The 20,696-nt window shown below is 67.2% G+C and carries 19 protein-coding genes; 15 read left to right on the top strand and 4 right to left on the bottom strand.

All coding sequences use genetic code 11. The features are described from left to right. Positions 1 to 21 precede the first annotated feature (21 nt). The 6 genes from DBO33_RS27860 to DBO33_RS27840 all read left to right on the top strand — a co-directional run bounded on the left by DBO33_RS27860 (position 22) and on the right by DBO33_RS27840 (position 5,489). Positions 22 to 858, top strand: coding sequence for a class I SAM-dependent methyltransferase (locus DBO33_RS27860; protein WP_199856780.1), 837 nt, complete (start codon positions 22 to 24; stop codon positions 856 to 858). Beyond that, positions 855 to 2,669 (top strand): choline/carnitine O-acyltransferase, encoded by a 1,815-nt coding sequence (locus tag DBO33_RS27855; protein ID WP_107657719.1) that lies wholly within the window; start codon positions 855 to 857, stop codon positions 2,667 to 2,669. Before DBO33_RS27860 ends, DBO33_RS27855 begins: the two co-directional genes overlap by 4 nt. Before the next feature lie 166 nt (positions 2,670 to 2,835). Then, complete coding sequence (locus DBO33_RS27850; protein ID WP_174412539.1) at positions 2,836 to 3,117, top strand: phosphoribosyl-ATP diphosphatase; 282 nt, start codon at positions 2,836 to 2,838, stop codon at positions 3,115 to 3,117. 48 nt (positions 3,118 to 3,165) lie between these two features. Further along, entirely contained in the window at positions 3,166 to 4,017 is an 852-nt protein-coding gene (hisG, locus tag DBO33_RS27845; RefSeq protein WP_107657718.1) for an ATP phosphoribosyltransferase, read from the top strand. Positions 4,018 to 4,143: 126 nt separating this feature from the next. Further along, on the top strand, positions 4,144 to 4,278 hold the full coding sequence (locus DBO33_RS44480) for a hypothetical protein (RefSeq protein ID WP_267897898.1): 135 nt from the start codon (positions 4,144 to 4,146) through the stop codon (positions 4,276 to 4,278). Further along, positions 4,278 to 5,489 (top strand): YeiH family protein, encoded by a 1,212-nt coding sequence (locus DBO33_RS27840; protein ID WP_107657717.1) that lies wholly within the window; start codon positions 4,278 to 4,280, stop codon positions 5,487 to 5,489. Before DBO33_RS44480 ends, DBO33_RS27840 begins: the two co-directional genes overlap by 1 nt. A 12-nt stretch (positions 5,490 to 5,501) precedes the next feature. Here DBO33_RS27840 and DBO33_RS27835 read toward each other — a convergent pair whose 3' ends face one another. Further along, positions 5,502 to 6,413: a RecB family exonuclease gene (locus DBO33_RS27835; RefSeq protein WP_107657716.1), complete on the bottom strand. Its 912-nt coding sequence runs from the start codon at positions 6,411 to 6,413 to the stop codon at positions 5,502 to 5,504. A 68-nt stretch (positions 6,414 to 6,481) separates the two neighbouring features. On the opposite strand from DBO33_RS27835, the gene DBO33_RS27830 reads away from it, so the two are divergent. Further along, entirely contained in the window at positions 6,482 to 7,315 is an 834-nt protein-coding gene (locus tag DBO33_RS27830; protein ID WP_107657715.1) for a tRNA (adenine-N1)-methyltransferase, read from the top strand. 58 nt (positions 7,316 to 7,373) lie between these two features. Here DBO33_RS27830 and DBO33_RS44155 read toward each other — a convergent pair whose 3' ends face one another. Continuing rightward, a complete protein-coding gene (locus DBO33_RS44155; RefSeq protein WP_234391079.1) occupies positions 7,374 to 7,685 on the bottom strand; it encodes a hypothetical protein in 312 nt (103 codons plus the stop codon). On the opposite strand from DBO33_RS44155, the gene DBO33_RS44150 reads away from it, so the two are divergent. The 6 genes from DBO33_RS44150 (at position 7,675) to DBO33_RS27800 (ending at position 15,870) form a co-directional block, all read left to right on the top strand. Then, positions 7,675 to 8,004 (top strand): hypothetical protein, encoded by a 330-nt coding sequence (locus tag DBO33_RS44150; RefSeq protein ID WP_234391078.1) that lies wholly within the window; start codon positions 7,675 to 7,677, stop codon positions 8,002 to 8,004. The genes DBO33_RS44155 and DBO33_RS44150 overlap by 11 nt on opposite strands. Positions 8,005 to 8,083: 79 nt before the next feature. Then, positions 8,084 to 9,844 carry a proteasome ATPase gene (gene arc, locus DBO33_RS27820; RefSeq protein WP_107660637.1) on the top strand — a complete coding sequence of 587 codons (1,761 nt, stop codon included), beginning with the start codon at positions 8,084 to 8,086 and terminating at the stop codon, positions 9,842 to 9,844. Between the two features lie 445 nt (positions 9,845 to 10,289). Further along, positions 10,290 to 11,156: a carboxylesterase family protein gene (locus tag DBO33_RS27815; RefSeq protein ID WP_159080571.1), complete on the top strand. Its 867-nt coding sequence runs from the start codon at positions 10,290 to 10,292 to the stop codon at positions 11,154 to 11,156. A 201-nt stretch (positions 11,157 to 11,357) separates the two neighbouring features. Next, entirely contained in the window at positions 11,358 to 12,875 is a 1,518-nt protein-coding gene (locus DBO33_RS27810; protein ID WP_234391077.1) for a glycosyltransferase family 39 protein, read from the top strand. 86 nt (positions 12,876 to 12,961) lie between these two features. Then, the gene (locus tag DBO33_RS27805) at positions 12,962 to 13,705 is read left to right on the top strand and encodes a class I SAM-dependent DNA methyltransferase (protein WP_107657712.1); all 744 of its coding nucleotides are present in this window, start codon (positions 12,962 to 12,964) and stop codon (positions 13,703 to 13,705) included. A gap of 419 nt (positions 13,706 to 14,124) precedes the next feature. Further along, positions 14,125 to 15,870: a CocE/NonD family hydrolase gene (locus DBO33_RS27800; protein WP_107657711.1), complete on the top strand. Its 1,746-nt coding sequence runs from the start codon at positions 14,125 to 14,127 to the stop codon at positions 15,868 to 15,870. A gap of 78 nt (positions 15,871 to 15,948) precedes the next feature. On the opposite strand, the gene DBO33_RS27795 is transcribed toward DBO33_RS27800, so the two are convergent. After that, complete coding sequence (locus DBO33_RS27795) at positions 15,949 to 16,668, bottom strand: peptidylprolyl isomerase (protein ID WP_234391075.1); 720 nt, start codon at positions 16,666 to 16,668, stop codon at positions 15,949 to 15,951. 184 nt (positions 16,669 to 16,852) lie between these two features. Continuing rightward, entirely contained in the window at positions 16,853 to 18,271 is a 1,419-nt protein-coding gene (locus DBO33_RS27790) for an aminotransferase-like domain-containing protein (RefSeq protein ID WP_234391074.1), read from the bottom strand. A 122-nt stretch (positions 18,272 to 18,393) separates the two neighbouring features. Here DBO33_RS27790 and DBO33_RS27785 point away from each other — a divergent pair, with 122 nt between their 5' ends. Then, positions 18,394 to 19,230, top strand: a complete 837-nt coding sequence (locus tag DBO33_RS27785) for a nitrilase-related carbon-nitrogen hydrolase (RefSeq protein WP_107657710.1) — start codon at positions 18,394 to 18,396, stop codon at positions 19,228 to 19,230. 17 nt (positions 19,231 to 19,247) lie between these two features. Then, the gene (gene hydA / locus DBO33_RS27780; protein WP_107657709.1) at positions 19,248 to 20,669 is read left to right on the top strand and encodes a dihydropyrimidinase; all 1,422 of its coding nucleotides are present in this window, start codon (positions 19,248 to 19,250) and stop codon (positions 20,667 to 20,669) included. Positions 20,670 to 20,696: the final 27 nt, after the last annotated feature.

The following is a 20,696-nucleotide window of genomic DNA, read 5'->3' as shown; positions in this document are numbered from 1 at the left end:
TCGACCCCGAGAGGAACGACTGTGGCAGTGCCGTTACATACGACCGGGAAAGCCTCCTTCGACGATATCTACGACCGGCCCGATCCACGCGACTACTACGCCCGCATGTCCGATCTCGACTATCGCATCCCGGAACTGGCGAAACCCGTTTTCCAGCAGCAGATCCGGGAGTTCCGCGCCTCCGCCCGGGTCGCCACGCCCACCGTGCTCGACCTCGGCTGCTCCTACGGCGTCAACGCGGCACTGCTACGTTTCGACACCACCATGCGTGAGCTCGCCGAGCACTACCGCACCGCGGCAGGCGATCGCGCGGCCCTCATCGCCCGCGACCACGCGACGCTCGGCGCCAGGACCGGTCTCACCGATGTCCGCTTCCTCGGCATGGATGCCTCCGCGCCCGCACTCGCCTACGCACAGGAGAGCGGCCTGCTGCACGACACGGTGCATGCCGATCTCGAGTCGGGCGAGCCGACCGACGAGCAGCGCGAGGTGCTGGCCACCGCCGACCTGATCATCTCCACCGGCTGTATCGGCTACGTCACCGAGAAAACTCTGGCCCGAGTCGCGACCGCGCATCCGCGTCGGCGACCATGGATGGCACACTTCGTGCTGCGCATGTTCGACTTCGCGCCGATCGCCGCGGAACTCGCCGCGCTCGGCTACCGGACCGAGCAGGCGCCCGGTCTGTTCCAGCAGCGCAGGTTCGCCTCCGCGACCGAGCAGACCCAGGTGCTGAACACCTTGTCCGCCAAGGGAATCGACACCACCGACCGGGAAACCGACGGCTGGCTCTACGCCGGGCTCTACCTATCGCGACCGTTGCCCAAGCACCACGCCGACACCGAGGACCAGCATTGACCGAACGCACCTTCGCCGCCGACGACAGCCTGCCCCGGGTGCCCCTGCCCACGCTGGAGGACAGCTGCGGCCGATTCCTGCAGTGGTGCGCGCCGCTGTTGACCGCGGACGAACTCGCCGCCACCGAGGCCGCGGTCGCCGACCTGGTGCGCCCGGACGGACCCGGCCGCACGCTGCACGCGGCCCTCGCGGAGTACGACGCCACTCCTGGGGTGGGCAGCTGGCTGGACCTGTTCTGGCCGTCGCGATACCTGGGCAGGCGTGATCGCATCGCCTTGAACGCCAACTTCTTCTTCCTCTTCCGCGACGACACCACACTGGCCACCTCCACGGCTGCGACCCAGGTGGATCGGGCGGCCGGAATCATCTCCGCCGCAGTCGATTACAAGCTCTCGCTGGACGCCGAGGCGATCCCGCCGGTGTTGCAGCGCGGGCAGGCGCTGTCGATGTGGCAGAACAAGTATCTGTTCTCCGAGACGCGTATCCCCGGCGAGACCCAGGACAGCGTCCGGGTGCCCTACAGCGAGGAATGGCCGGGTCCCTCGGACGCCAAGCATGTGGTGGTCTTCTTCCGCGGCAGCATCTTCCGGATGGACGTGCTCGGCCCGGACGGTGCGCCGCACTCGCTGGAGGATCTGGCCTGCGGGCTGCGCGAGGTACTGAAGGCCGGGGCTCGCTCGACCCGAACCGACTCCGCCGTGGGACATCTCACCACCAAGGCGCGCGCCGAATGGGCGGCGAGCAGGCAGGCGTTGCTCGCCGAACCGGCCAACGCCGCGGCGCTGGACACCATCGAGACCGCGCTGTTCTGCGTCTGCCTGGAGGACTTCGCGCCGCGCGACGAGCTGCACGCCTGTGATCAGCTGCTGCACGGCGACAGTGCCAACCGCTGGTTCGACAAGGCGGTGTCGTTCATCGTCTTCGAGGACGGCCAGGCGGGCATCAATGTCGAGCATTGCGGGCTGGACGGCACCACCATCCTGTCCTTCGTGGACGCCATGCTGGAGGTGCCCGCATCGGAGCACGCCGCCCGATCCGGGGCACAGGCGCAGGGGTTGCCCGCCGTCGAGCCGATCGATTTCGTGCTGGATGCCGCCCAGCGCAACGACATCATCGCCGCCGGCGCCGATTTCGCCAGGTATGCGGCCGAAAACGCCACGCAGACGGTCTCTTTCGAGGACTTCGGCACCGCGCGGGCCAAGCAGCTCGGCATCTCGCCGGATGCCTTCGCGCAGTTGAGTTATCAGCTGGCGCATCGGCGCAGCAAGGGAATCACCGGCGCCACTTACGAATCCATCGCCACCCGGCAGTACCGCAACGGCCGCACCGAGGCGATGCGAGTGATCACTCCGGAGATGGTGGCGTTCGTGGACGCGATGGTGGACCCCGCGGTCGACCCCGAGGCCCGGCTCGCCGCCGCGCGCACCGCGGCCGCCGCGCACGTCGCCCGCGCCAAGGAGTGTCAGGCGGGCGCCGCGCCCGAACAGCATCTGTGGGAACTGCAGTGGATCCAGCGCCGGCGCGGCGCCGAGCTCGGCGTCACCGAGCCGATTCCGCTCTACGACAGCCCCGGCTGGCTGATCATGCGCGACGACTACCTGAGCACCAGCTCGGCGCCGTCGGTCAATATCCGCTACTTCGGTTTCGGCTCGACCAGCCCCCGCTGCATCGGCGTCGCCTACGTCCTGCTGCCGGACCGCTGGAATCTCTACCTGGCCACCCCGACCACGGTCGCCGACGAGATGCACGCCTTCGCCGACCACCTGCGCACCGCGGTCGCCGACCTGGAGGCCCTGCTCGCGGCGAGCTGATCCGAGGGAGATCCGCATCCGGTCACCCGACCGGATGCGGTATCGGGGCGGCGGCGGTCCGTGATCGAGTACCGGCGTCGGCTGCCCCGAGATCGGCGGTCCAGGTCGCCGCGCCGAGGCACGCCGAAAGCTGGGATGGGCCGGAGCAACGGTCGCGCATACCGGTCTGAAACAATGGCTCATCGTGAAGAACTTCGAAACCCTGTTCGCCGAGCTGCAGGATCGTGCGGTTACCCGCCCCGAGGGGTCCGGAACCGTGGCCGCGCTGGACGCCGGCGTGCATAGCCAGGGTAAGAAGGTGCTCGAGGAGGCCGGCGAGGTGTGGCTGGCCGCCGAGCACGAGAGCGACGAGTCGCTCGCCGAGGAGATCTCGCAGCTGCTGTACTGGGTGCAGGTGCTGATGGTGGGTCGTGGATTGAAGCTCGAAGACGTGTACCGACATCTGTGACGGGTGCGTCTTACTCCGTAGTTTCTCCCTCCGAAAGGACTTCCTGCCATGCTGCGCGTCGCAGTCCCCAATAAAGGCGCCCTGTCCGAAGCCGCCACCGCCATCCTGGTCGAGGCCGGCTACCGCAGGCGCACCGATCCGCGCGATCTGACCGTGCTCGACCCGGCCAACCAGGTCGAATTCTTCTTCCTGCGGCCCAAGGACATCGCCATCTACGTCGGGTCCGGTGAACTCGACCTCGGCATCACCGGTCGCGACCTCGCCCTCGATTCCGGCGCGCCGGTCAGCGAACGGATCGGCCTCGGCTTCGGCCGCTCCAGCTTCCGCTACGCCGCACCGGCCGGGAAGGCGTGGCAGGTCGAGGACCTGTACGACAAGCGCATCGCCACCTCCTACCCGAACCTGGTGCTCGCCGATCTGCAGCGGCGCGGCATCGAGGCCGAGGTGATCCGCCTGGACGGCGCGGTGGAGATCTCCATCCAGCTCGGCGTCGCCGACGCCATCGCCGATGTGGTCGGCTCCGGGCGCACCCTGCGCCAGCACAACCTGGTCGCCTTCGGTGAGTCGCTGTGCGACTCGGAGGGCGTGCTGATCGAGCGCAGCGGCTCCGATCAGCAGGAACGGGCCCGCAACCAGCTCATCGCGCGCATCCAGGGCGTCGTGTTCGGCCAGCAGTACATCATGCTGGACTACGACTGCCCGAAGGAGCTGCTCGAGCAGGCGGTCAAGATCACGCCGGGGCTCGAGTCGCCGACAGTGTCCCCGCTCGCGGACGAGGGCTGGGTCGCGATCCGCGCCATGGTGCCGCGCAAGCAGGGCAACGAGGTGATGGACCAGCTCGCCGAGCTCGGCGCAAAAGCCATCCTGGCCTTCGACATTCGTTCCTGCCGGGCCTTCTGAACCGGATTATCGCCGTCTGCTTTGTCTGGTATGCGTGAATAATTCACGCTGAACGCAACCGGTGCGCCTGGTGACCGGGTGTTGTTACCGTGCGGCCTCTCGATGAGGAACGCAAGGAGCACACCCGTGTCACAGAGATCGCCCGAGCAACGGTCGGGAAGCACATTCGCCTGGAACGAGGACTGGCTGGCGGCGATCGTCGGGCTGACGCTGATCGTGTTGGTTCTGGCGGGCGCTATTCCGGATTGGCTGGTGCCGTGATGCCGGGCCCCGAAGCCCGCGAAGGCAATCCGGCCGAAGGCGGGATCGCGACCGAGTCGGTCGCCGAAAGCGCAACGAAGGCCGGCACTTCTGGACCGATCAAGTCCGAAACTGCGGCATTGCAAGCGGTTTCGCGTCCGACCGTCGGCGCGATCGTGGCAGGGATCGCGGTCGTCGTCGTGCTCGGCGCGCTGACCCGCTACTTCGACACGCACGTGCCGAAGTGGGCGGCCGACACGCCGTTCAAGCGAGTGGCCAAGTCGATCGAGTTCCCGGTGTACGCCATCGCGATCGGCCTGCTCGGCAATGTCATCCTCACCAAACTCGCGCTGCGCGATCGGCTTTCGGCCGGTTTCCGGACCGAGTTCTTCATCAAGACCGGCGTGGTGCTGCTCGGCGCCTCGATCAACCTGAAGATCCTGGTGACCGCGGCGGGCCCGTCGATCCTGCAGGCGCTGCTGTTGATCACGGCGGTGTTCGGGTTCACCTGGTGGCTGGGCGGACGGCTCGGGCTCGACGACAAGCTGCGGGCGCTGCTGGCCTCGGCCGTGTCCATCTGCGGCGTCAGCGCGGCCATCGCGGCGGCCGGTGCGGTGCAGGCCAAGCGGGAGCAGATCGCCTACGCGGCCTCGCTGGTGATCATCTTCGCGCTGCCGTCGATCTTCGTATTGCCTTGGCTCGCCGAGGCTCTCGGTCTGTCCGACGCGGTCGCGGGGGCCTGGATCGGCGGCAATATCGACACCACGGCGGCGGTCGCGGCCTCCGGCGCCATCGCGGGGGAGAAGGCGCTGCAGATCGCCACCATCGTGAAGACCACGCAGAACGCGCTGATCGGGATCGTCGCGATCGCGTTGACCGCGTACTTCACTCTGAAGGTGGAACGCACGGCGGGTGCGGTGCGGCCCTCGGCGCGGCAGTTCTGGGAGCGGTTCCCGAAGTTCGTGCTCGGTTTCATCGCGGCGTCGGTGATCGGGACGCTGTATCTACAGTCCGTCGACAAGAAGGTCGGTGCCGCGCACATCGCCGTCATCAACGATCTGCGCACCTGGTTCCTGATCCTCGCCTTCGTCTCCATCGGGCTGGAGTTCTCGCTGCGCGGGCTGCGCGAGGCGGGCTGGCGGCCGATCGTCGTCTTCGGCTCCGCCGTGGTGGTGAATCTGGCTGTCGGCCTGGGGCTTTCGGTGCTGTTGTTCCGTAACTTCACCCTTTGACCCAGGTAACTGCTACTCGGCGACGGCGTCCGCCAACGTCTCGTCCGGCGACTCCGTCGTCCCACCGGTGGGCCAACCCGGGTAGGGCGGCGGTGTCCCACCGAATTCGGGGCAGAGCGGCTTGTAGTCGCAGTACGCGCAGAGCCAGCCGCGGTTCGGCTGGAAATCTCCGGTGCGCCCGGCGTCCAGGATCGCCTCCCACAGTGCGGACAGCGTGCGTTCGAAGCGCAGCAGTTCCTCCTCGTCGGGCGCGTAGGTGAGGATCTGTTCGTCGGCCAGGTAGATCAGGCGCAGCTGGGTGGGCACGATGCCGCGGGTGCGCAGCACGACCAGGGCATAGAACTTCAGCTGGAACAGCGCCCTGGTCTCCTGGGTGGGCCCGGGGGCGCGGCCGGTCTTGTAGTCGACCACCCGCAGCTGACCCGTCGGCGCGACGTCGATGCGATCTACGAAGCCGCGCAACAGAACTCCGTCGTCGAGCTCGACCTCCACCCGCGCCTCCCTGGACTCCGGGTCGAAGCGGGTCGGATCCTCCAGACGGTAGTAGGTCTGCACCAGCGTGCGCACCTCGCCGAGGAAGCCGTCCAGCTCGGCGTCGGTGATCACCTCGGTCACCTCGGGCCACTCGGCCGCCACCCGCGCCCAGCTGGGCACGATCAGGCTCTCGGCCCGCACCGGTTGCCGCTGCGCCGCGGGCAGCCCGTACAGATCCTCCAGCACCGCGTGCACCACCGTGCCGCGCAGCGCGTTCCTGCTCGGCGGTTCGGGGATCCGGTCGATCGCCCGGAACCGGTACTTCAGCGGGCACTGCTTGAAATCCATTGCCCGCGAAGGCGACAGCGCGGGCCGCGACCGGCTCGCCGCCGCACCGGGATCGGACGCCGCAGCGCCGTCGGTAGGGGGCGTGGACGCGGGCGAGCTCATACCTGGCAGGCTATCCGGCGGCACCGACATGCAGGTGCGCGACTATTCGCCAGCACGAACGGAGATTCATGACGGCCAGACGGACCGGTCCCTTCACCCTCGGTGACCGGGTACAGCTGACCGATGCCAAGGGGCGCCTGTACACGGTGGTCTTGGAGGAGGGCAAGGAGTTCCACACCCATCGCGGCGGCATCAAGCACGACAGCCTGATCGGCGCCGACGAGGGTTCGGTGGTGAACTCCACCAACGGCACCCCGTATCTGGCGTTGCGCCCGTTGCTGATCGACTACGTGTTGTCGATGCCGCGCGGTGCCGCGGTGATCTACCCGAAGGACGCCGCGCAGATCGTGCACGAGGGCGACATGTTCCCCGGCGCGCGGGTGCTGGAGGCCGGCGCGGGCTCCGGCGCGCTGACGTGTTCGCTGTTGCGCGCCGTCGGGCCGCAGGGCGAGGTGATTTCCTACGAAATTCGCCAGGATCATGCTGACCATGCCATCCGCAACGTCGAAACCTTCTATGGCGAACGTCCGGCTAACTGGTCGCTGACGGTCGGGGACGTCGCCGACTTCGCGGGCGAACCGGTGGATCGGGCGGTGCTCGACATGCTCGCGCCGTGGGACGCGTTGCCCGCGGTGGCCAAGGCGCTCGTGCCCGGTGGTGTGCTGATCATCTACGTGGCGACGGTGACGCAGCTGTCGAAAGTCGTGGAGGCGCTGCGCGAACAGGAATGCTGGACCGAACCCCGCTCCTGGGAGTCGATCGTGCGCGGCTGGCACGTGGTCGGCCTCGCGGTGCGCCCCGAGCACCGGATGCAGGGCCATACGGCCTTCCTGGTGAGCGCACGCAAGCTTGCCGAGGGCACGGTGACCCCCAAGCCGCAGCGCAGGCCGTCCAAGGGCTGACAGCGCGGCTGACGCGGCCGAGGGTGCCCGCACAGCACCCTCGGCCGGCCGCGACGGGTCAGGCGGGCACGCAGGGCGCCTGCGCGAAGCCGAGCATCAGGCAGCCGCTCGCGTCCGAGAGCTTCCAGGTACCACCGACGTTCTCCCAGCTGAGGGGCATCGGGGGCACGGCGCCGTGCGGCGAGGTGATGGTCACCTGCGCGGTGGCGGTGTTGCCCTGCGTTGTGATATCGGCCACTGCGTAGGTCAGTGTGTACCCTGCCAGGCCTTTGTTCATCTGATCGATGTTCGCCGTGCGCTTTTCGCCGTCGACTATGAGCTTGGTCTTCTCCGCGGTGGGTACCGCGGGATCGGACAATTTGACGAGCACCGCCTGCAGCGTCTCGGGTGTCGGCGCCGCCGCGTTCCCGGTCGCCGCGGCGCTGCTCGAGGTAATTGAGCTGGAGCTCGAGGCCGCAACGCTGGAGGAAGAGACTTTGGCATCGGATTTGTTGTCATCAGAACTACAGCCCGCGAGCCCGACGGTAACGGCGAGCGCGGCAGTAGCGGTAGCAACAGAAACGCGGAGAATCCTGGCGGGAAGGAGCATATTCAGCAACCTTTCGGCTCGGTCGGCGAGCGGGCTCACCGAGTGCGGGTTAGGGCAGGCTAACATGGTCATCCGGCTGTCGATCGCAGCCCAGATGTGATCACGACGAAACCATGTCGGAAAGCGAGAACGGTTCGCGCCCGGTAGCGTTGATAGACCGGGACTGGGAGGAGCAGCACATGAGCCCCATCGAGAATTCGGATTCGGCGGCCTGGAGAGAGCTCGAGGCGGTACGCGCCGAAGCGGCTGCGCTCCGTAGGCAACTCGCCGATTCGCCGGATCGTGCACGGGAATTGGAAGCCCGCATCGATTCGCTGACGATTCGCAACACCAAGCTGATGGACACGCTCAAAGAGGCGCGCCAGCAGCTGATCGCCCTGCGTGAGGAAGTCGATCGGCTCGGCCAGCCGCCGAGTGGATACGGAATTCTGATCGGTGTCTATGACGATCAGACCGTAGACGTGTTCACCTCGGGCCGAAAGATGCGGTTGACGTGTTCACCGAACATCGAGACCTCGACCCTCGAATACGGTCAAACCGTGCGCCTCAACGAGGCGCTCACGGTGGTCGAGGCCGGCATCTACGACGCGGTCGGCGAGATCGGCACCCTGCGGGAGATCCTCGACGACGGCCGCCGTGCCCTCGTGGTCGGTCATGCCGACGAGGAGCGGGTGGTCTGGCTGGCGGGTCCGCTGGCCAAGGTCGCCGAGTACGACGACATGGAGGATCCCGACTCCCCGATTCGCAAACTGCGCCCCGGTGACTCCCTCCTGGTCGACACCAAGGCAGGCTTCGCGTTCGAGCGCATCCCCAAGGCCGAGGTCGAAGACCTTGTGCTGGAAGAGGTTCCGGACGTCGACTACACCGATATCGGTGGCCTCGGCAGGCAGATCGAGCAGATCCGCGACGCGGTGGAGCTGCCCTTCCTGCACAAGGATCTGTTCCGCGAATACGCGCTGCGCCCGCCCAAGGGTGTGCTGCTCTACGGTCCGCCCGGTTGCGGTAAGACGCTCATCGCCAAGGCGGTGGCCAACTCGCTGGCCAAGAAGATCGCCGAGGCGCGTGGTGAGGATGCCAAGGAAGCCAAGTCGTTCTTCCTGAACATCAAGGGTCCCGAGCTGCTCAACAAGTTCGTGGGCGAGACCGAGCGCCACATTCGCATCATCTTCCAGCGGGCCCGCGAGAAGGCGTCCGAGGGTACGCCGGTGATCGTCTTCTTCGACGAGATGGACTCCATCTTCCGCACCCGTGGTTCGGGCGTGTCCTCCGATGTGGAGACCACGGTCGTGCCGCAGCTGCTGTCGGAGATCGACGGCGTCGAGGGCCTCGAGAACGTCATCGTGATCGGTGCCTCCAACCGCGAGGACATGATCGACCCCGCGATCCTGCGGCCGGGCCGCCTGGACGTGAAGATCAAGATCGAGCGGCCGGACGCGGAATCGGCACAGGACATCTTCTCGAAGTACCTCACCGAGACGCTGCCCCTGCACGCCGACGATCTCGCCGAGTTCGGCGGCGACAAGGCCCTGTGCGTCCGCGCGATGATCGAACGGGTCGTCGACCGGATGTACGCCGAGAGCGAGGACAACCGCTTCCTGGAGGTCACCTACGCCAACGGTGACAAGGAAGTCCTGTACTTCAAGGACTTCAACTCCGGCGCCATGATCCAGAACATCGTGGACCGCTCCAAGAAGTACGCCATCAAGGCCGTCCTCGACACCGGCAACCCCGGCCTGCGCATCCAGCATCTCTACGATTCGATCCAGGACGAGTTCTCCGAGAACGAGGACCTGCCCAACACCACGAATCCCGATGACTGGGCCCGCATCTCGGGTAAGAAGGGCGAGCGGATCGTCTACATCCGCACGTTGGTCACCGGTAAGAACGCCAGCGCGAGCAGGGCGATCGACACCGAGTCCAATACGGGTCAGTACCTGTAAGTTTCAGTGCCGAAGGCCGCGTTTCCGTTGGGAGCGCGGCCTTTTGGTGTGTTCTGGTGAATCGACCGCGTCCGGCGGAGCTGCGCGGGGGTCGATGCCGCTCGTGAAATCCCGCTGAGCTCGCCACTTTCGAGTAGCCGGCGGGGGCGCTGCGCCGCCTTTGCCCGGTGGGTGGGAATCTTCATGATCAACGGGACATGATGGTCGTTGAACTCGGCGTGTCGCCGCCGCTATGTCCCGTTGATCATGGCGGAATCCGTTTCTACGGTGTGGGGGAGTGGCGGAATTCGGGGTCTGTCTCTTTTTCACATCTGGCGCCGGCGGCGAAGGGTTAGGGGGTGGTTTCGGGGGGGGCCGGGTTCATTAAAAAAAAAAAAGACGCAGAGGGAGTGTGGGTGGCGTGGTGGTGCGGTGGGTAGGGCGGTGGTGGGGGGTGGGGAGTGGNGTGACGATCAACTATCGGCTGGGGGCGCTCGGGTTCCTGCGGTTGCCCGGGGTGAGTGACGGGAATCTGGGGCTGCGCGATCAGATCGCGGCGCTCACGTGGGTGCGGGACAATATCGCCGCCTTCGGTGGTGATCCGGCGCGGGTGACGGCCTCGGGCCAGTCGGCGGGTGCGATTTCGCTGGTGGCGATGTTGTCGGGGAAGCAGGCCGACGGGCTGTTCCAGCAGGCAATCTTGCAAAGCCCGCCGCTCGGGATGCTGCCTGCTACGCCGGAAGCGGCCGAGCGGGTCGGTGCGAAGTTGTTGCGGGAGTTGGGGGTCGAGGCGGAGCAGCTCGGGGAGGTGCCGGTGGCGGCGTTGCTGGCGGCGCAGTCGGCGGTGGCGAAAGGGGGCGAGGGTCAGGTCGTGCCGCCGTTCCAGTTGGTGGCGGATGGAGAGTTGGTTGCCCCGGATCTGGCGCGTGCGGTGGGTGAGCGCGACCTGCGGATGCTGATGGGCACGACGCGAGATGAGGTGGCGGCGTTCTTCTCCGACGACTGGGACGCGGTTGCGCAGGTCTCCGAGCAGATCTTCGGCGGGCCGACCCGGGAGTTGAGCGAGTCGCTGAACGCGGGCGGCGGTGCGGCCTGGTTGTTCGAGTTCGAGTGGCAGCCGGCGGGCAGTCCGTTCCGTGCGTGCCACTGTCTCGAGCTGCCGTTCGTGCTCGGTAGCGCGGCGGCTTGGCAGGGCGCACCGATGCTGCAAGGGGAGCGCCCGCAGTCGCTGGTCGACGAGATGCGTGGTAGCTGGATCGCTTTCGTCCGGGACGGTGATCCGGGGTGGGAGCGCGGCAGGACCCGGCGCTTCGGTGACCGGGCGGGTGACTGAGCGTTCGTAATAGGATTCGGGCGTGCCCGCTGGTTGATCGCGGTCATGTGCGAATCCGGCGCACCGGGGAGTCCGACCAGTGCTGATCCCTGCACGACGCTCTGGACGGGGCGGGCGATCCGGGGGCCGGATTCGCTGTGGCCGGGTATTCGGCACATGGTGGCCGGTTGTTTGAGGTAGTAGAGCGAAAGGCGGGGGAGCGTGACTGACATAACCCAAGTGCGGCAACCGGATACGTCTGAGCAGCAACCGCCGTTCGCGCTCGCCGGAGTAGGTGCTGTCGCGGTCCTCTCGGCGATCGCGCTGCTGGCTGCGGCCGGTCGGTACGGGTTCTTCGGCGACGAGCTGTACTTCATCTCCGCCGGCCGCAGGCTCTCCTTCGGTTACGCGGATCAGGGTCCGCTGGTGCCCGCGATCGCCCGGCTGATGGACCTGCTCGCGCCGGGATCGTTGGTGGCGCAACGTATTCCGGCGCTGCTGGTCACGGTGGCGGCGGTGGTCATCAGTGCACAGATAGCCAGGGAGTTGGGCGGAGGGCACCGCGCCCAGATCTTGACTGCAATCGCTTATGCGTCGTCACCATTCCTGCTGGTGCAGGGAACCCAGTTGGCCACCAACACCGTCGACACCGCGCTGTGGGTGTTGATCAGCTGGCTGCTCGTCCGCTGGGTGCGCACGCGGCGGGACTCGCTGCTGCTGTGGGCGTCGCTGGCCACCGCCCTGGATATGCAGGTCAAATGGTTGATCCCGTTCTTCTGGGTCGCGGTCGCGATCGGCGTGCTGTGCTATGGACCGCGTGATCTGCTCCGCCGTCCCGCACTGTGGGCGGGCGCGGCCCTGGTGGTGCTGTTGACGTTGCCGAGCCTGATCTGGCAGGCCAATCACGGCTGGCCGCAACTGCGGCTCGGCGCGGTGATCGCCGCCGAACAGGCCACCATCGGTGGCCGCTACACCTGGCTGCCGCTGGCCGTTGCCTCCGCCGGTATCCTCGGCGGCCTGCTGCTGATCTACGGCATCGTGACGCTGTTCCGCTGGGAACCGTTGCGCCGGTATCGCTTCCTCGCGCCGCTGCCGCTGCTGCTTGCCGTGATCTTCATCGTCACCGACGGCAGGCCGTACTACGCGGCGGGCTGCTACGCCGTGATCTTCGCCGCGGGCGCGGTTCGCTGGACCGAGCAGATGAGTCGCCCGCGCACGATCATCACCCTCGTGCTGGTCGTCGTATCCGTTGCCCTAGCGGCCTTTACCATGCCGTGGCGACCCGAATCCGACTACACCCCGGCCGAGAACGAGGCCCAAGCCGGGCTCTCGATCGGCGTGTACGGCAGGTTCGGCTGGCCCGAACTCGCCGCCGCCCCCGCGACCGCCTACCGACCCCTGCCCGAGGCCGACCGCGCCGGCACGGTCATCATCACCGACTCCTACTGGCAGGCAAGCGCACTCGACGTATTCCGCTCCGACTACGACCTCCCCGCCACTTACAGCCCCAACCGCGGTTTCGGCTACTTCGGCACCCCACCCGACTCCGCAACCACCGTCCTCTGGGTGGGCGACGACATCGCCGACATCCGCCCCCTCTTCACCGCGGTAACCCCCATCGGCCGCGCCGACACACCCCTAGGCTTCCCCGGTGCCACCCGCGACGTCACCATCTGGCGCTGCGACGGTCCCCGCGCCCCCTGGTCCCAAACCTGGCCCGACCTACTCCGCTTGGACTGAGCGCAGGCGCGGACCGCACGATCGCGCCGCTCGTGAACCAGGAAAACAGGTCGCGGTGGGCTGCGGGTCTCTGCGACCCTTCGATCATGGTCGACAAGGTGTTCACCGATACCCGGCTCGCCGCGCTGTATGACAGCTTCAGCCCGGAGGGCGCGCGCGACGATTTCCGGTTCTACCTGCCGTTGGTCATGGCCGCACCCTCGGTTCTGGACCTGGGGTGCGGAACGGGAGCACTGCTGCGTAGAGCCCGCGCGGACGGTCATGGTGGCCGCCTGTGCGGTGTGGACCCTGCCCCGGGCATGCTCGAAGTGGCACGGGCGCAGGAGGATATCGAGTGGGTCCTCGGTGACGCGAGCTCGCTGTGTAGCCGGGGCGACCGGTTCGATCTGGTGGTGATGACCGGGCACGCGTTCCAAGTGCTGCTCGGTGACGACGAACTGCGGTCCACGCTGGCCGTCATCGCCGCGACACTGACCGACACCGGTCGTTTCGTCTTCGAAACCCGCAATCCTCTTGTGCGGGAATGGGAGACGTGGCATCAGCGATATTCGGGCGAAGTTTTGGACGAGACAGGTGCGGTGGTGCGGTGCGTCTGTCACGTCACCGGACCGGTCGACGGTGACCTCGTCTCCTTCACCCACACCTTCACCAGCGACCAGTGGACCGAGCCCGAGATCAGCTACAGCAAGCTCCGTTTCCTCGACGCGCCCACCCTCGCTGCCTTCCTGTCCACCGCGGGGTTGGTCGTTGCCGAACAGTTCGGCGACTGGGATCGCAGCCCACTGACGGCGACCAGTCCGGAGATCATCACTGTCGCCTGCCGCGCGTGAGGACTGTTGACCTGTCAGGGAAATCGAGGTCCGAAGTGCTCTGGGAAATGCTGTGTAGCAACGAGATTCACGAGGACGGCGACCTTCCGTCGCGGAACCGCATTCGTGGGACGTTTGGTACTGGATCTTGATAGCATCGGCTCGACGGAGGCGTTCTCACTGTTGAGGGGCACGCGTCGAGTGTCCGGTCGGCGCCTCACGGGAGGTGTATCCGGTTGTCCGGTCACGGTATTGGCGTCGGGCGGTTGCTGACCGCGCTGGTGTGCGTCGGGGTTTTGGTCGGGGGGTGTACGCCGGGCTCGGACACCGATGATGCGGCGAGCACGCAGACGGGGGCGCCGGGGCAGGCGGGGGCCTGGCCGCCCAACACGGGACGGGGAAAATGCGCGGTCGACAAGGAAACCGACGTGCCGGGGGCGATGCGGGACGGGACGATCCTCCGGGCGGATGTGTATCGGCCCCAGACCAGCGATCCGGTGCCGGTGATCCTGATGCGCACGCAGTACGGGAAATCGTTTGCGCAAGTGAGCTCTTCGCGTTATCAGACGCCGGACTGGTTCGCCTCGCACTGCTATCTGGTGGTGATTCAGGACATTCGCGGCGTCGGGAAGTCGGACGGGACGTTCACCGAGTTCGACAACGACCTGCGCGACGGGTACGACAGCGTCGAGTGGGCGGCCCAATTGCCCGGTACGAACGGCAAAGTGGGCATGTACGGGTCGTCCTACATCGGTGCGACGCAGTGGCTCGCCGCGGTCGGGACGCCGCCGCACCTGGCAGCCATCGTGCCCGCCAACACCTCTTCGGACTACTACGACGGCTGGACCTATGAGGGCGGGCAGTTCCGCCTCGGCTTCGTGGAACCGTGGGCGGTGAGCACGATCGGCCTCGCCGCCGCCGAGCATCGCCGCGACACCGCGGCGATCGAGCAGATCCGCGCGGCCATGGACAACGCCACCCAGTGGATGAATTTTCGGCCATACAAGGACTTTCCGCCGTTGCAGCCGGGCAATCCGGCGGTCGCGCCCTGGTATTTCGACTGGATCCGTAACTCGACCTACAACGACTACTGGAAGAAATGGAGCATCCGCGAGCGCTACCAGAACGTGAAGGTGCCGGTGCTGAACATGGAGGGCTGGTACGACTCGTTCCTGGCCGGCGGCATCGAGAACTTCACCGGAATGGTCGACAAGGGCGGCACGCCGGAGGCGCGGCAGAACCAGCGTCTGGTCATCGGCCCGTGGGACCACCTCGGGTGGGGACGCCCGACCTCGGTGGTCGCGCCGCTGCTCGATCAGCTCGGACCGGTGGGCAACAGCCCGATCAACGAGCTCATGCTGGCCTGGTACGACCACTTCCTCAAGGGCGTGGACAACGGTGTCGCGGGCAAGCCGCGGGTCGACTACTACGTGATGGGCGCCAACCGGTGGAAGTCGGCGCCGAGCTGGCCGCTGCCGCAAACCCAGTGGAAGACTTACTATTTCAGCGGTGACGGCGAGAACGGCTCGTCCGGTCGCACCGGCAAACTGGTCGAGCAGGCCCCGGCCGGACCCGCCGAAGGCGACCGCTACCTCTACGACCCGACCGATCCGGCCCCGAGTGTGGGCGGACATTCCTGCTGCGGTGTCGGCAATACGCCGCAGGGACCGTTCGACCAGGCCGCGGTGGAGCAGCGGACCGACGTGCTCACCTACGACACCGCTCCGCTGGGCACCGACACCGAGATCACCGGCCCGATCACGGTGAAACTATGGGCCTCCTCGACCGCACCCGACACCGATTTCGTTGCGCGCCTGGAGGTTCTCGCTCCGGACGGCTCCGCGGTGAACCTCAACAACGGCATCATTCGCGCCGCCTTCCGTGACTCACTCACCAACCCCACCCCGATCGTGCCGGGTCAGCCGTACGAGTTCACCATCAAGATCTGGCCGACCAGCTACCAATTCAAGGCAGGCGACCGGATCCGCCTCGCCATCTCCAGTAGCGACTACCCCCAGTACGCGCCGAACCCGAACACCGGCGAACCCTTCGGCGAAAGCACCCGCACCGAACCGGCCACCCAAACCATCTACAAGGATCCCCAACACCCGTCGTCGGTGATCGTCCCGATCATCCCCGCAGGCAACGACGGCGCCACCACTTTCCCCCTCACCCCACACAAGTAGCGGCGAGTGGCCCGGTGCCACTCGACCCCGGGATACGGCGATGGCGGCGTCCGAGGACGCCGCCATCGCCGAGGGGTGTTACTTCTTGAAGGTTTCGACCTTGTTGAGGACGACGTCGTTGCGCGGGGCGCCGTCGGAGCCGCCATCCCGAGTGCCCTGGGCGGCGACGGACTGGAGAACGTCCAGGCCGCCGGTGATGCGCCCGAAGGGGGTGTAGTTCGGGGGCAGCTGGCTGTCCCGGTAGACCAGGAAGAACTGGCTGCCGTTGGTGTTCGGGCCTGCGTTGGCCATGGCGACGGTGCCTGCCGGGTAGGTGGCGCCTGCCAGATTCTCGTCCGGGATCTGGTAGCCGGGGCCGCCGGTGCCGGTGGCCGTCGGGTCACCGCATTGCAGCACGTAGATGCCGTCGGTGGTGATCCGGTGGCACTTGGTGTGGTCGAAGTACTGCTCGTTGGACAGGAAGGCGAACGAGTTGACCGTCTGCGGCGCGGCCGGATCGAGGTCGATCTGGATTGCCCCGCAGGTGGTGTCGAGCGTCGCGGCGTAGTTGGCGCCGGGCTCGGTGGCCGGGCCGGGCGCCGGGTAGGTGCGCGCGGTCACGGCGCCTTCCGCGGGCGCATTGCACTGGGCGGGCTGCTGGGTGCGCACGCTCCAGGTATCGGCCGAAACGCCGCCGGACGCGAACGCCGCGAGCGCTGCGGCGACCGCCGCGACGCCGACGACCCGCAGCACGCCGCGTGGTACCCCGAACCGCCACCCCTTGATGCCTGAATGCCGCCCCTGCACTTCGCTGCTCACCGCTAGGAATCTCCTTCATTCGGATTGCGCACCGGACGATGCCGTGCCGAATCATGCCATCTACCCGCCGATAGCGTGCCGGGACCGCCTCGATCACTGCGGAATCCACATGCCCCCAGGTGGCTCGCATAACCAGCAGGTTCTTCGCGCGCCCGATGCATGTCTGTGGGCTATGTGAAGGGGGTCAAGCCCGGCGAACGCGGCGATAGGTGGGTGCCGCGGCGGTGGCGGCCGTGAGTTCGGTGGCGAGCCAATCCAGGTCGCCGTCGGCGAGCGCCGAGACGGTGATGCGGAGGTGGTCGGTGGGCGGCTGGTCACCGACGCGGAACGGCCCACCGGGCGCCGCCTTGATGCCCGCCGCGGCGAGCGAGATCATGGCGGCGTTCTCGTCGGCGACCGGCAGCCAGAGATTGATGCCGTCCCCGCGCGCGACGGCGACGCCGCGGCGGGCCAGCGCGCGACGGAGTTCCGTTGAACGCCTGCGGTATTCGGTACGCGCGGTGGTGACGGCCTGGATCGCCGCCGGGTCGTCGAGCATGCTCAGCAGGACGCGCTGGAGCAGCCTGCTGGTCCAGCCCGCGCCGAGCATGCGGCGTTCGATGACCGGGTCGAGCAGGTCCGCCGGCCCGCCCGCCACGGCCAAACGCAGGTCAGCGCCGTGCGATTTGGAGTACGAGCGAATGTGGACGGTGCGCCGGGGGAGCCGGCTGCCGAGGGAACGCAGTGTGGCGGCGGCGATTCCGGCGGAGTGATCGTCCTCGATGATGAGAGTGCCCGTGTCCCGCAGGATGTCGGCCAGCTCGCGGAGACGGGCAGCGGTGAGGGAGACCCCGGTCGGGTTCTGGGCTCGTGGTTGCAGGATCAGCGCAGTGGCACCGTGCACTGCGACAGCTCGCGCGAGTTCGTCGGGAAGCAAACCGGATTCGTCCATGCGGACGGGGACCGGCCGAGCACCGAGACCGGCGAGCAGGTCGAGAAACGGTGGGAAGCAAGGGTCTTCGACCGCTACCGCGTCCCCGAGCCGGACGTGCGCGGACAGCAGCCGGTCCACGGCGTCCAGCGCACCGTCGAGGACGGCAAGCCGTTCCGCGCGAAACGGCCAGTCCGCCCGGACTTTCGCGGCCAGCTCGGGCAGTACCGCCTCACCCAGATAGTCGGCGGCGAGGTCGCTGGCGCCGTCCTTGGTGAGGTCGCGCAGCGCGGCGCCCAGATCGGGCAGCAGTTCCGGGTCGGGGGTGCCACGGGACAGATCGATGCGGAACGCGCTCAACGACGGCGGGTGCAGCCGCTGGTAGCGGCCGACGGCGGTGCCGGACCCGTTGGTGGCGGCGGCGCCGACGAAGGTGCCCGCCCGGCCGCGCGCGACGATCGCACCGGCGGCGGCGAGCGCCCGCCACGCCTGATTCACGGTCGCGGGCGAGACCTTCAATTCGCGGGCGACTTCGCGCACGGTGGGCAGCCGCGCGCCCGGTGTCAACGTCCCCGAACGGATCAGCCTGCTGACGGCCGCCGCGATCCCCGCGGGCGTCCGGTCGGCCAGGTCCGCGATGAACCGCCCCGACCCGTTCGTGGGGGCCGTAACCTCGCCGATTCGCTCGCTCACACCGTCATTCTGCGTCGGGGGCGTCGCCGGAACTACGACCAGGCTCGAGGTTTACGGCTACGAAACTGTTTCCGCAATCTTGTAACACAACCGAATTGGTTCGCAGTGAAGTATAACAAAGCATGGGAATCGTTCGAGCGGCGCTCGTCCAGACCAACTGGACCGGCGACAAAGAGTCCATGATCAAAGCGCACGAGGATTACGCCCGCCAGGCGGCCGCGCAGGGCGCGAAGGTGATCTGCTTCCAGGAGTTGTTCTACGGCCCGTACTTCTGCCAACTGCAGGACGCGAAGTTCTACGAGTACGCGGAGTCGGTGCCGGGCCCGACGACGGAGCGATTCGCCGCGCTGGCAAGGGAATTGGGCATGGTGATGGTCCTGCCCGTGTACGAGCAGGAGCAGCCCGGCCTGCTCTACAACACCGCGGCGGTGATCGACGCCGACGGCAGTTATCTCGGCAAGTACCGAAAACACCACATTCCGCACGTCAACGGCTTCTGGGAGAAGTTCTACTTCCGGCCGGGCAATCTGGGCTGGCCGGTATTCGACACCGCGGTCGGCAAGGTCGGCGTCTACATCTGTTACGACCGGCATTTCCCGGAGGGCTGGCGCGCGCTCGGCCTGGCGGGCGCGGAGATCGTCTTCAACCCGTCCGCGACCTCGCGGGGCCTGTCGGGTTACCTGTGGAAGCTGGAGCAGCCCGCCTCCGCGGTGGCCAACGAGTACTACATCGGCGCGATCAACCGGGTCGGCATCGAGGAGTACGGCGACGACGACTTCTACGGAACCAGCTACTTCGTCGACCCCGAGGGCAAGTTCGTCGGCGAGGTCGCCTCGGACACCGATCCCGAACTGGTGATCCGCGACCTCGATCTGGATCTGATCAAAGTGGTCCGCGACCGGTGGGCCTTCTACCGCGACCGCAGGCCGGACGCCTATGGCCCGCTGGTAGCTCCCTGAGAGCGGGTGCGGATCACATGGCACTGACCTTCATCCACGGCGGCACGGTGGTCTCGGCCACCGGATCGCAACTGCTCGATGTGCTGGTGGACGGCGAGACCATCGTCGCCGTCCTGCAACCCGGCGCCACCGCCCTCGGGGCGGACCTGACCACCACCGCCGACACCGTCATCGATGCGACCGGGAAATACGTGATTCCCGGTGGGGTAGACGGACATACGCACATGCAGATGCCGTTCGGCGGCACCGAGGCGTCCGACACCTTCGAGACCGGCACCCGCGCCGCGGCCTGGGGCGGTACCACGACCATCGTCGATTTCGTGGTGCAGACGCCGGGGGAGCGGTTGCAGGACACGCTCGGCGCGTGGCACCAGAAGGCGGCGGGCAAGTGCGCCGTCGACTACGGCTTCCATCAGATCATCGGCGAGGTGAACGACGAATCCCTCAAGGGGATGAGCGAACTCGTGTCCGAGGGCGTGACCAGCTTCAAGCTGTTCATGGCCTACCCGGGTGTCTTCTACTCGACCGACGGCCAGATCCTGCGCGCCATGCAGGCGGCGGGCGATCTGGGCGCGCTGCTGATGATGCACGCGGAGAACGGGATCGCCATCGACGTGCTCGTCGAGCAGGCCATCGCTCGCGGCGACACCGCGCCGTACTTCCACGGCACCAGCCGCCCGTGGCAGATGGAAGAGGAGGCCACGCATCGCGCGATCATGTTGGCGCAGTTGACCGGTGCGCCGCTGTACGTGGTCCATGTGTCGGCGAAGCAGGCGCTGGAACAGATCGCCACCGCACGGGGCAACGGGCAGAACGTCTTCGGCGAAACCTGCCCGCAGTATCTGTACCTCTCGCTCGAAGAACAGTTGGGCGCACCAGGTTTCGAGGGTGCCAAGTGGGTCTGCTCGACACCGCTGCGGTCCAGGGCCGAGGGGCATCAGGACGAGCTGTGGCGTTACCTGCGCACCGGCGACGTGACCACGGTCAGCACCGACCACTGCCCGTTCTGCATGAAGGACCAGAAGGAGATGGGCATCGGCGATTTCAGCAAGATCCCGAACGGGATCGGCGGCGTCGAGCACCGGATGGACCTGATGTTCCAGGGCGTCAATAGGGGCAAGATCTCGCTGGAGCGCTGGGTCGAGGTGTGCTGCACCACGCCGGCCCGGATGTTCGGCATGTACCCGCGCAAGGGCGTCATCAGCCCCGGCGCGGACGCCGACATCGTGATCTACGACCCCAACGGGCACACCAGCATCGGGCTCGGCAAGACCCACCACATGAACATGGATTACTCGGCCTACGAGGGCTTCGAGATCGACGGTCACGTCGATACCGTGCTCTCCCGCGGCCGGGTGGTCATCGATCACGGCAGTTACCTGGGCAGCGCCGGGCACGGCCGGTTCGTCAAACGTGCACTGTCACAGAACTTGATCTGACGCCCCCAGCTCCCGCACAGCTGTATC

It is taken from the genome of Nocardia suismassiliense, assembly GCF_900269665.1.
GTDB classification, from domain to species: domain Bacteria; phylum Actinomycetota; class Actinomycetes; order Mycobacteriales; family Mycobacteriaceae; genus Nocardia; species Nocardia suismassiliense.
This window is presented reverse-complemented; position numbering and strand designations above follow the sequence as displayed.

Excerpts from the sequence above, each read along its gene's own strand:
- DBO33_RS27805 (WP_107657712.1), top strand. The coding sequence starts at position 12,962 with ATGGTCGACAAGGTGTTCACCGATACCCGGCTCGCCGCGCTGTATGAC.
- hydA (WP_107657709.1), top strand. The coding sequence starts at position 19,248 with ATGGCACTGACCTTCATCCACGGCGGCACGGTGGTCTCGGCCACCGGA.
- DBO33_RS27800 (WP_107657711.1), top strand. The coding sequence starts at position 14,125 with ATGCGGGACGGGACGATCCTCCGGGCGGATGTGTATCGGCCCCAGACC.
- DBO33_RS27785 (WP_107657710.1), top strand. The coding sequence starts at position 18,394 with ATGGGAATCGTTCGAGCGGCGCTCGTCCAGACCAACTGGACCGGCGAC.
- DBO33_RS27840 (WP_107657717.1), top strand. The coding sequence starts at position 4,278 with ATGCCGGGCCCCGAAGCCCGCGAAGGCAATCCGGCCGAAGGCGGGATC.
- arc (WP_107660637.1), top strand. The coding sequence starts at position 8,084 with ATGAGCCCCATCGAGAATTCGGATTCGGCGGCCTGGAGAGAGCTCGAG.
- hisG (WP_107657718.1), top strand. The coding sequence starts at position 3,166 with ATGCTGCGCGTCGCAGTCCCCAATAAAGGCGCCCTGTCCGAAGCCGCC.
- DBO33_RS27835 (WP_107657716.1), bottom strand. The coding sequence starts at position 6,413 with ATGAGCTCGCCCGCGTCCACGCCCCCTACCGACGGCGCTGCGGCGTCC.
- DBO33_RS27830 (WP_107657715.1), top strand. The coding sequence starts at position 6,482 with ATGACGGCCAGACGGACCGGTCCCTTCACCCTCGGTGACCGGGTACAG.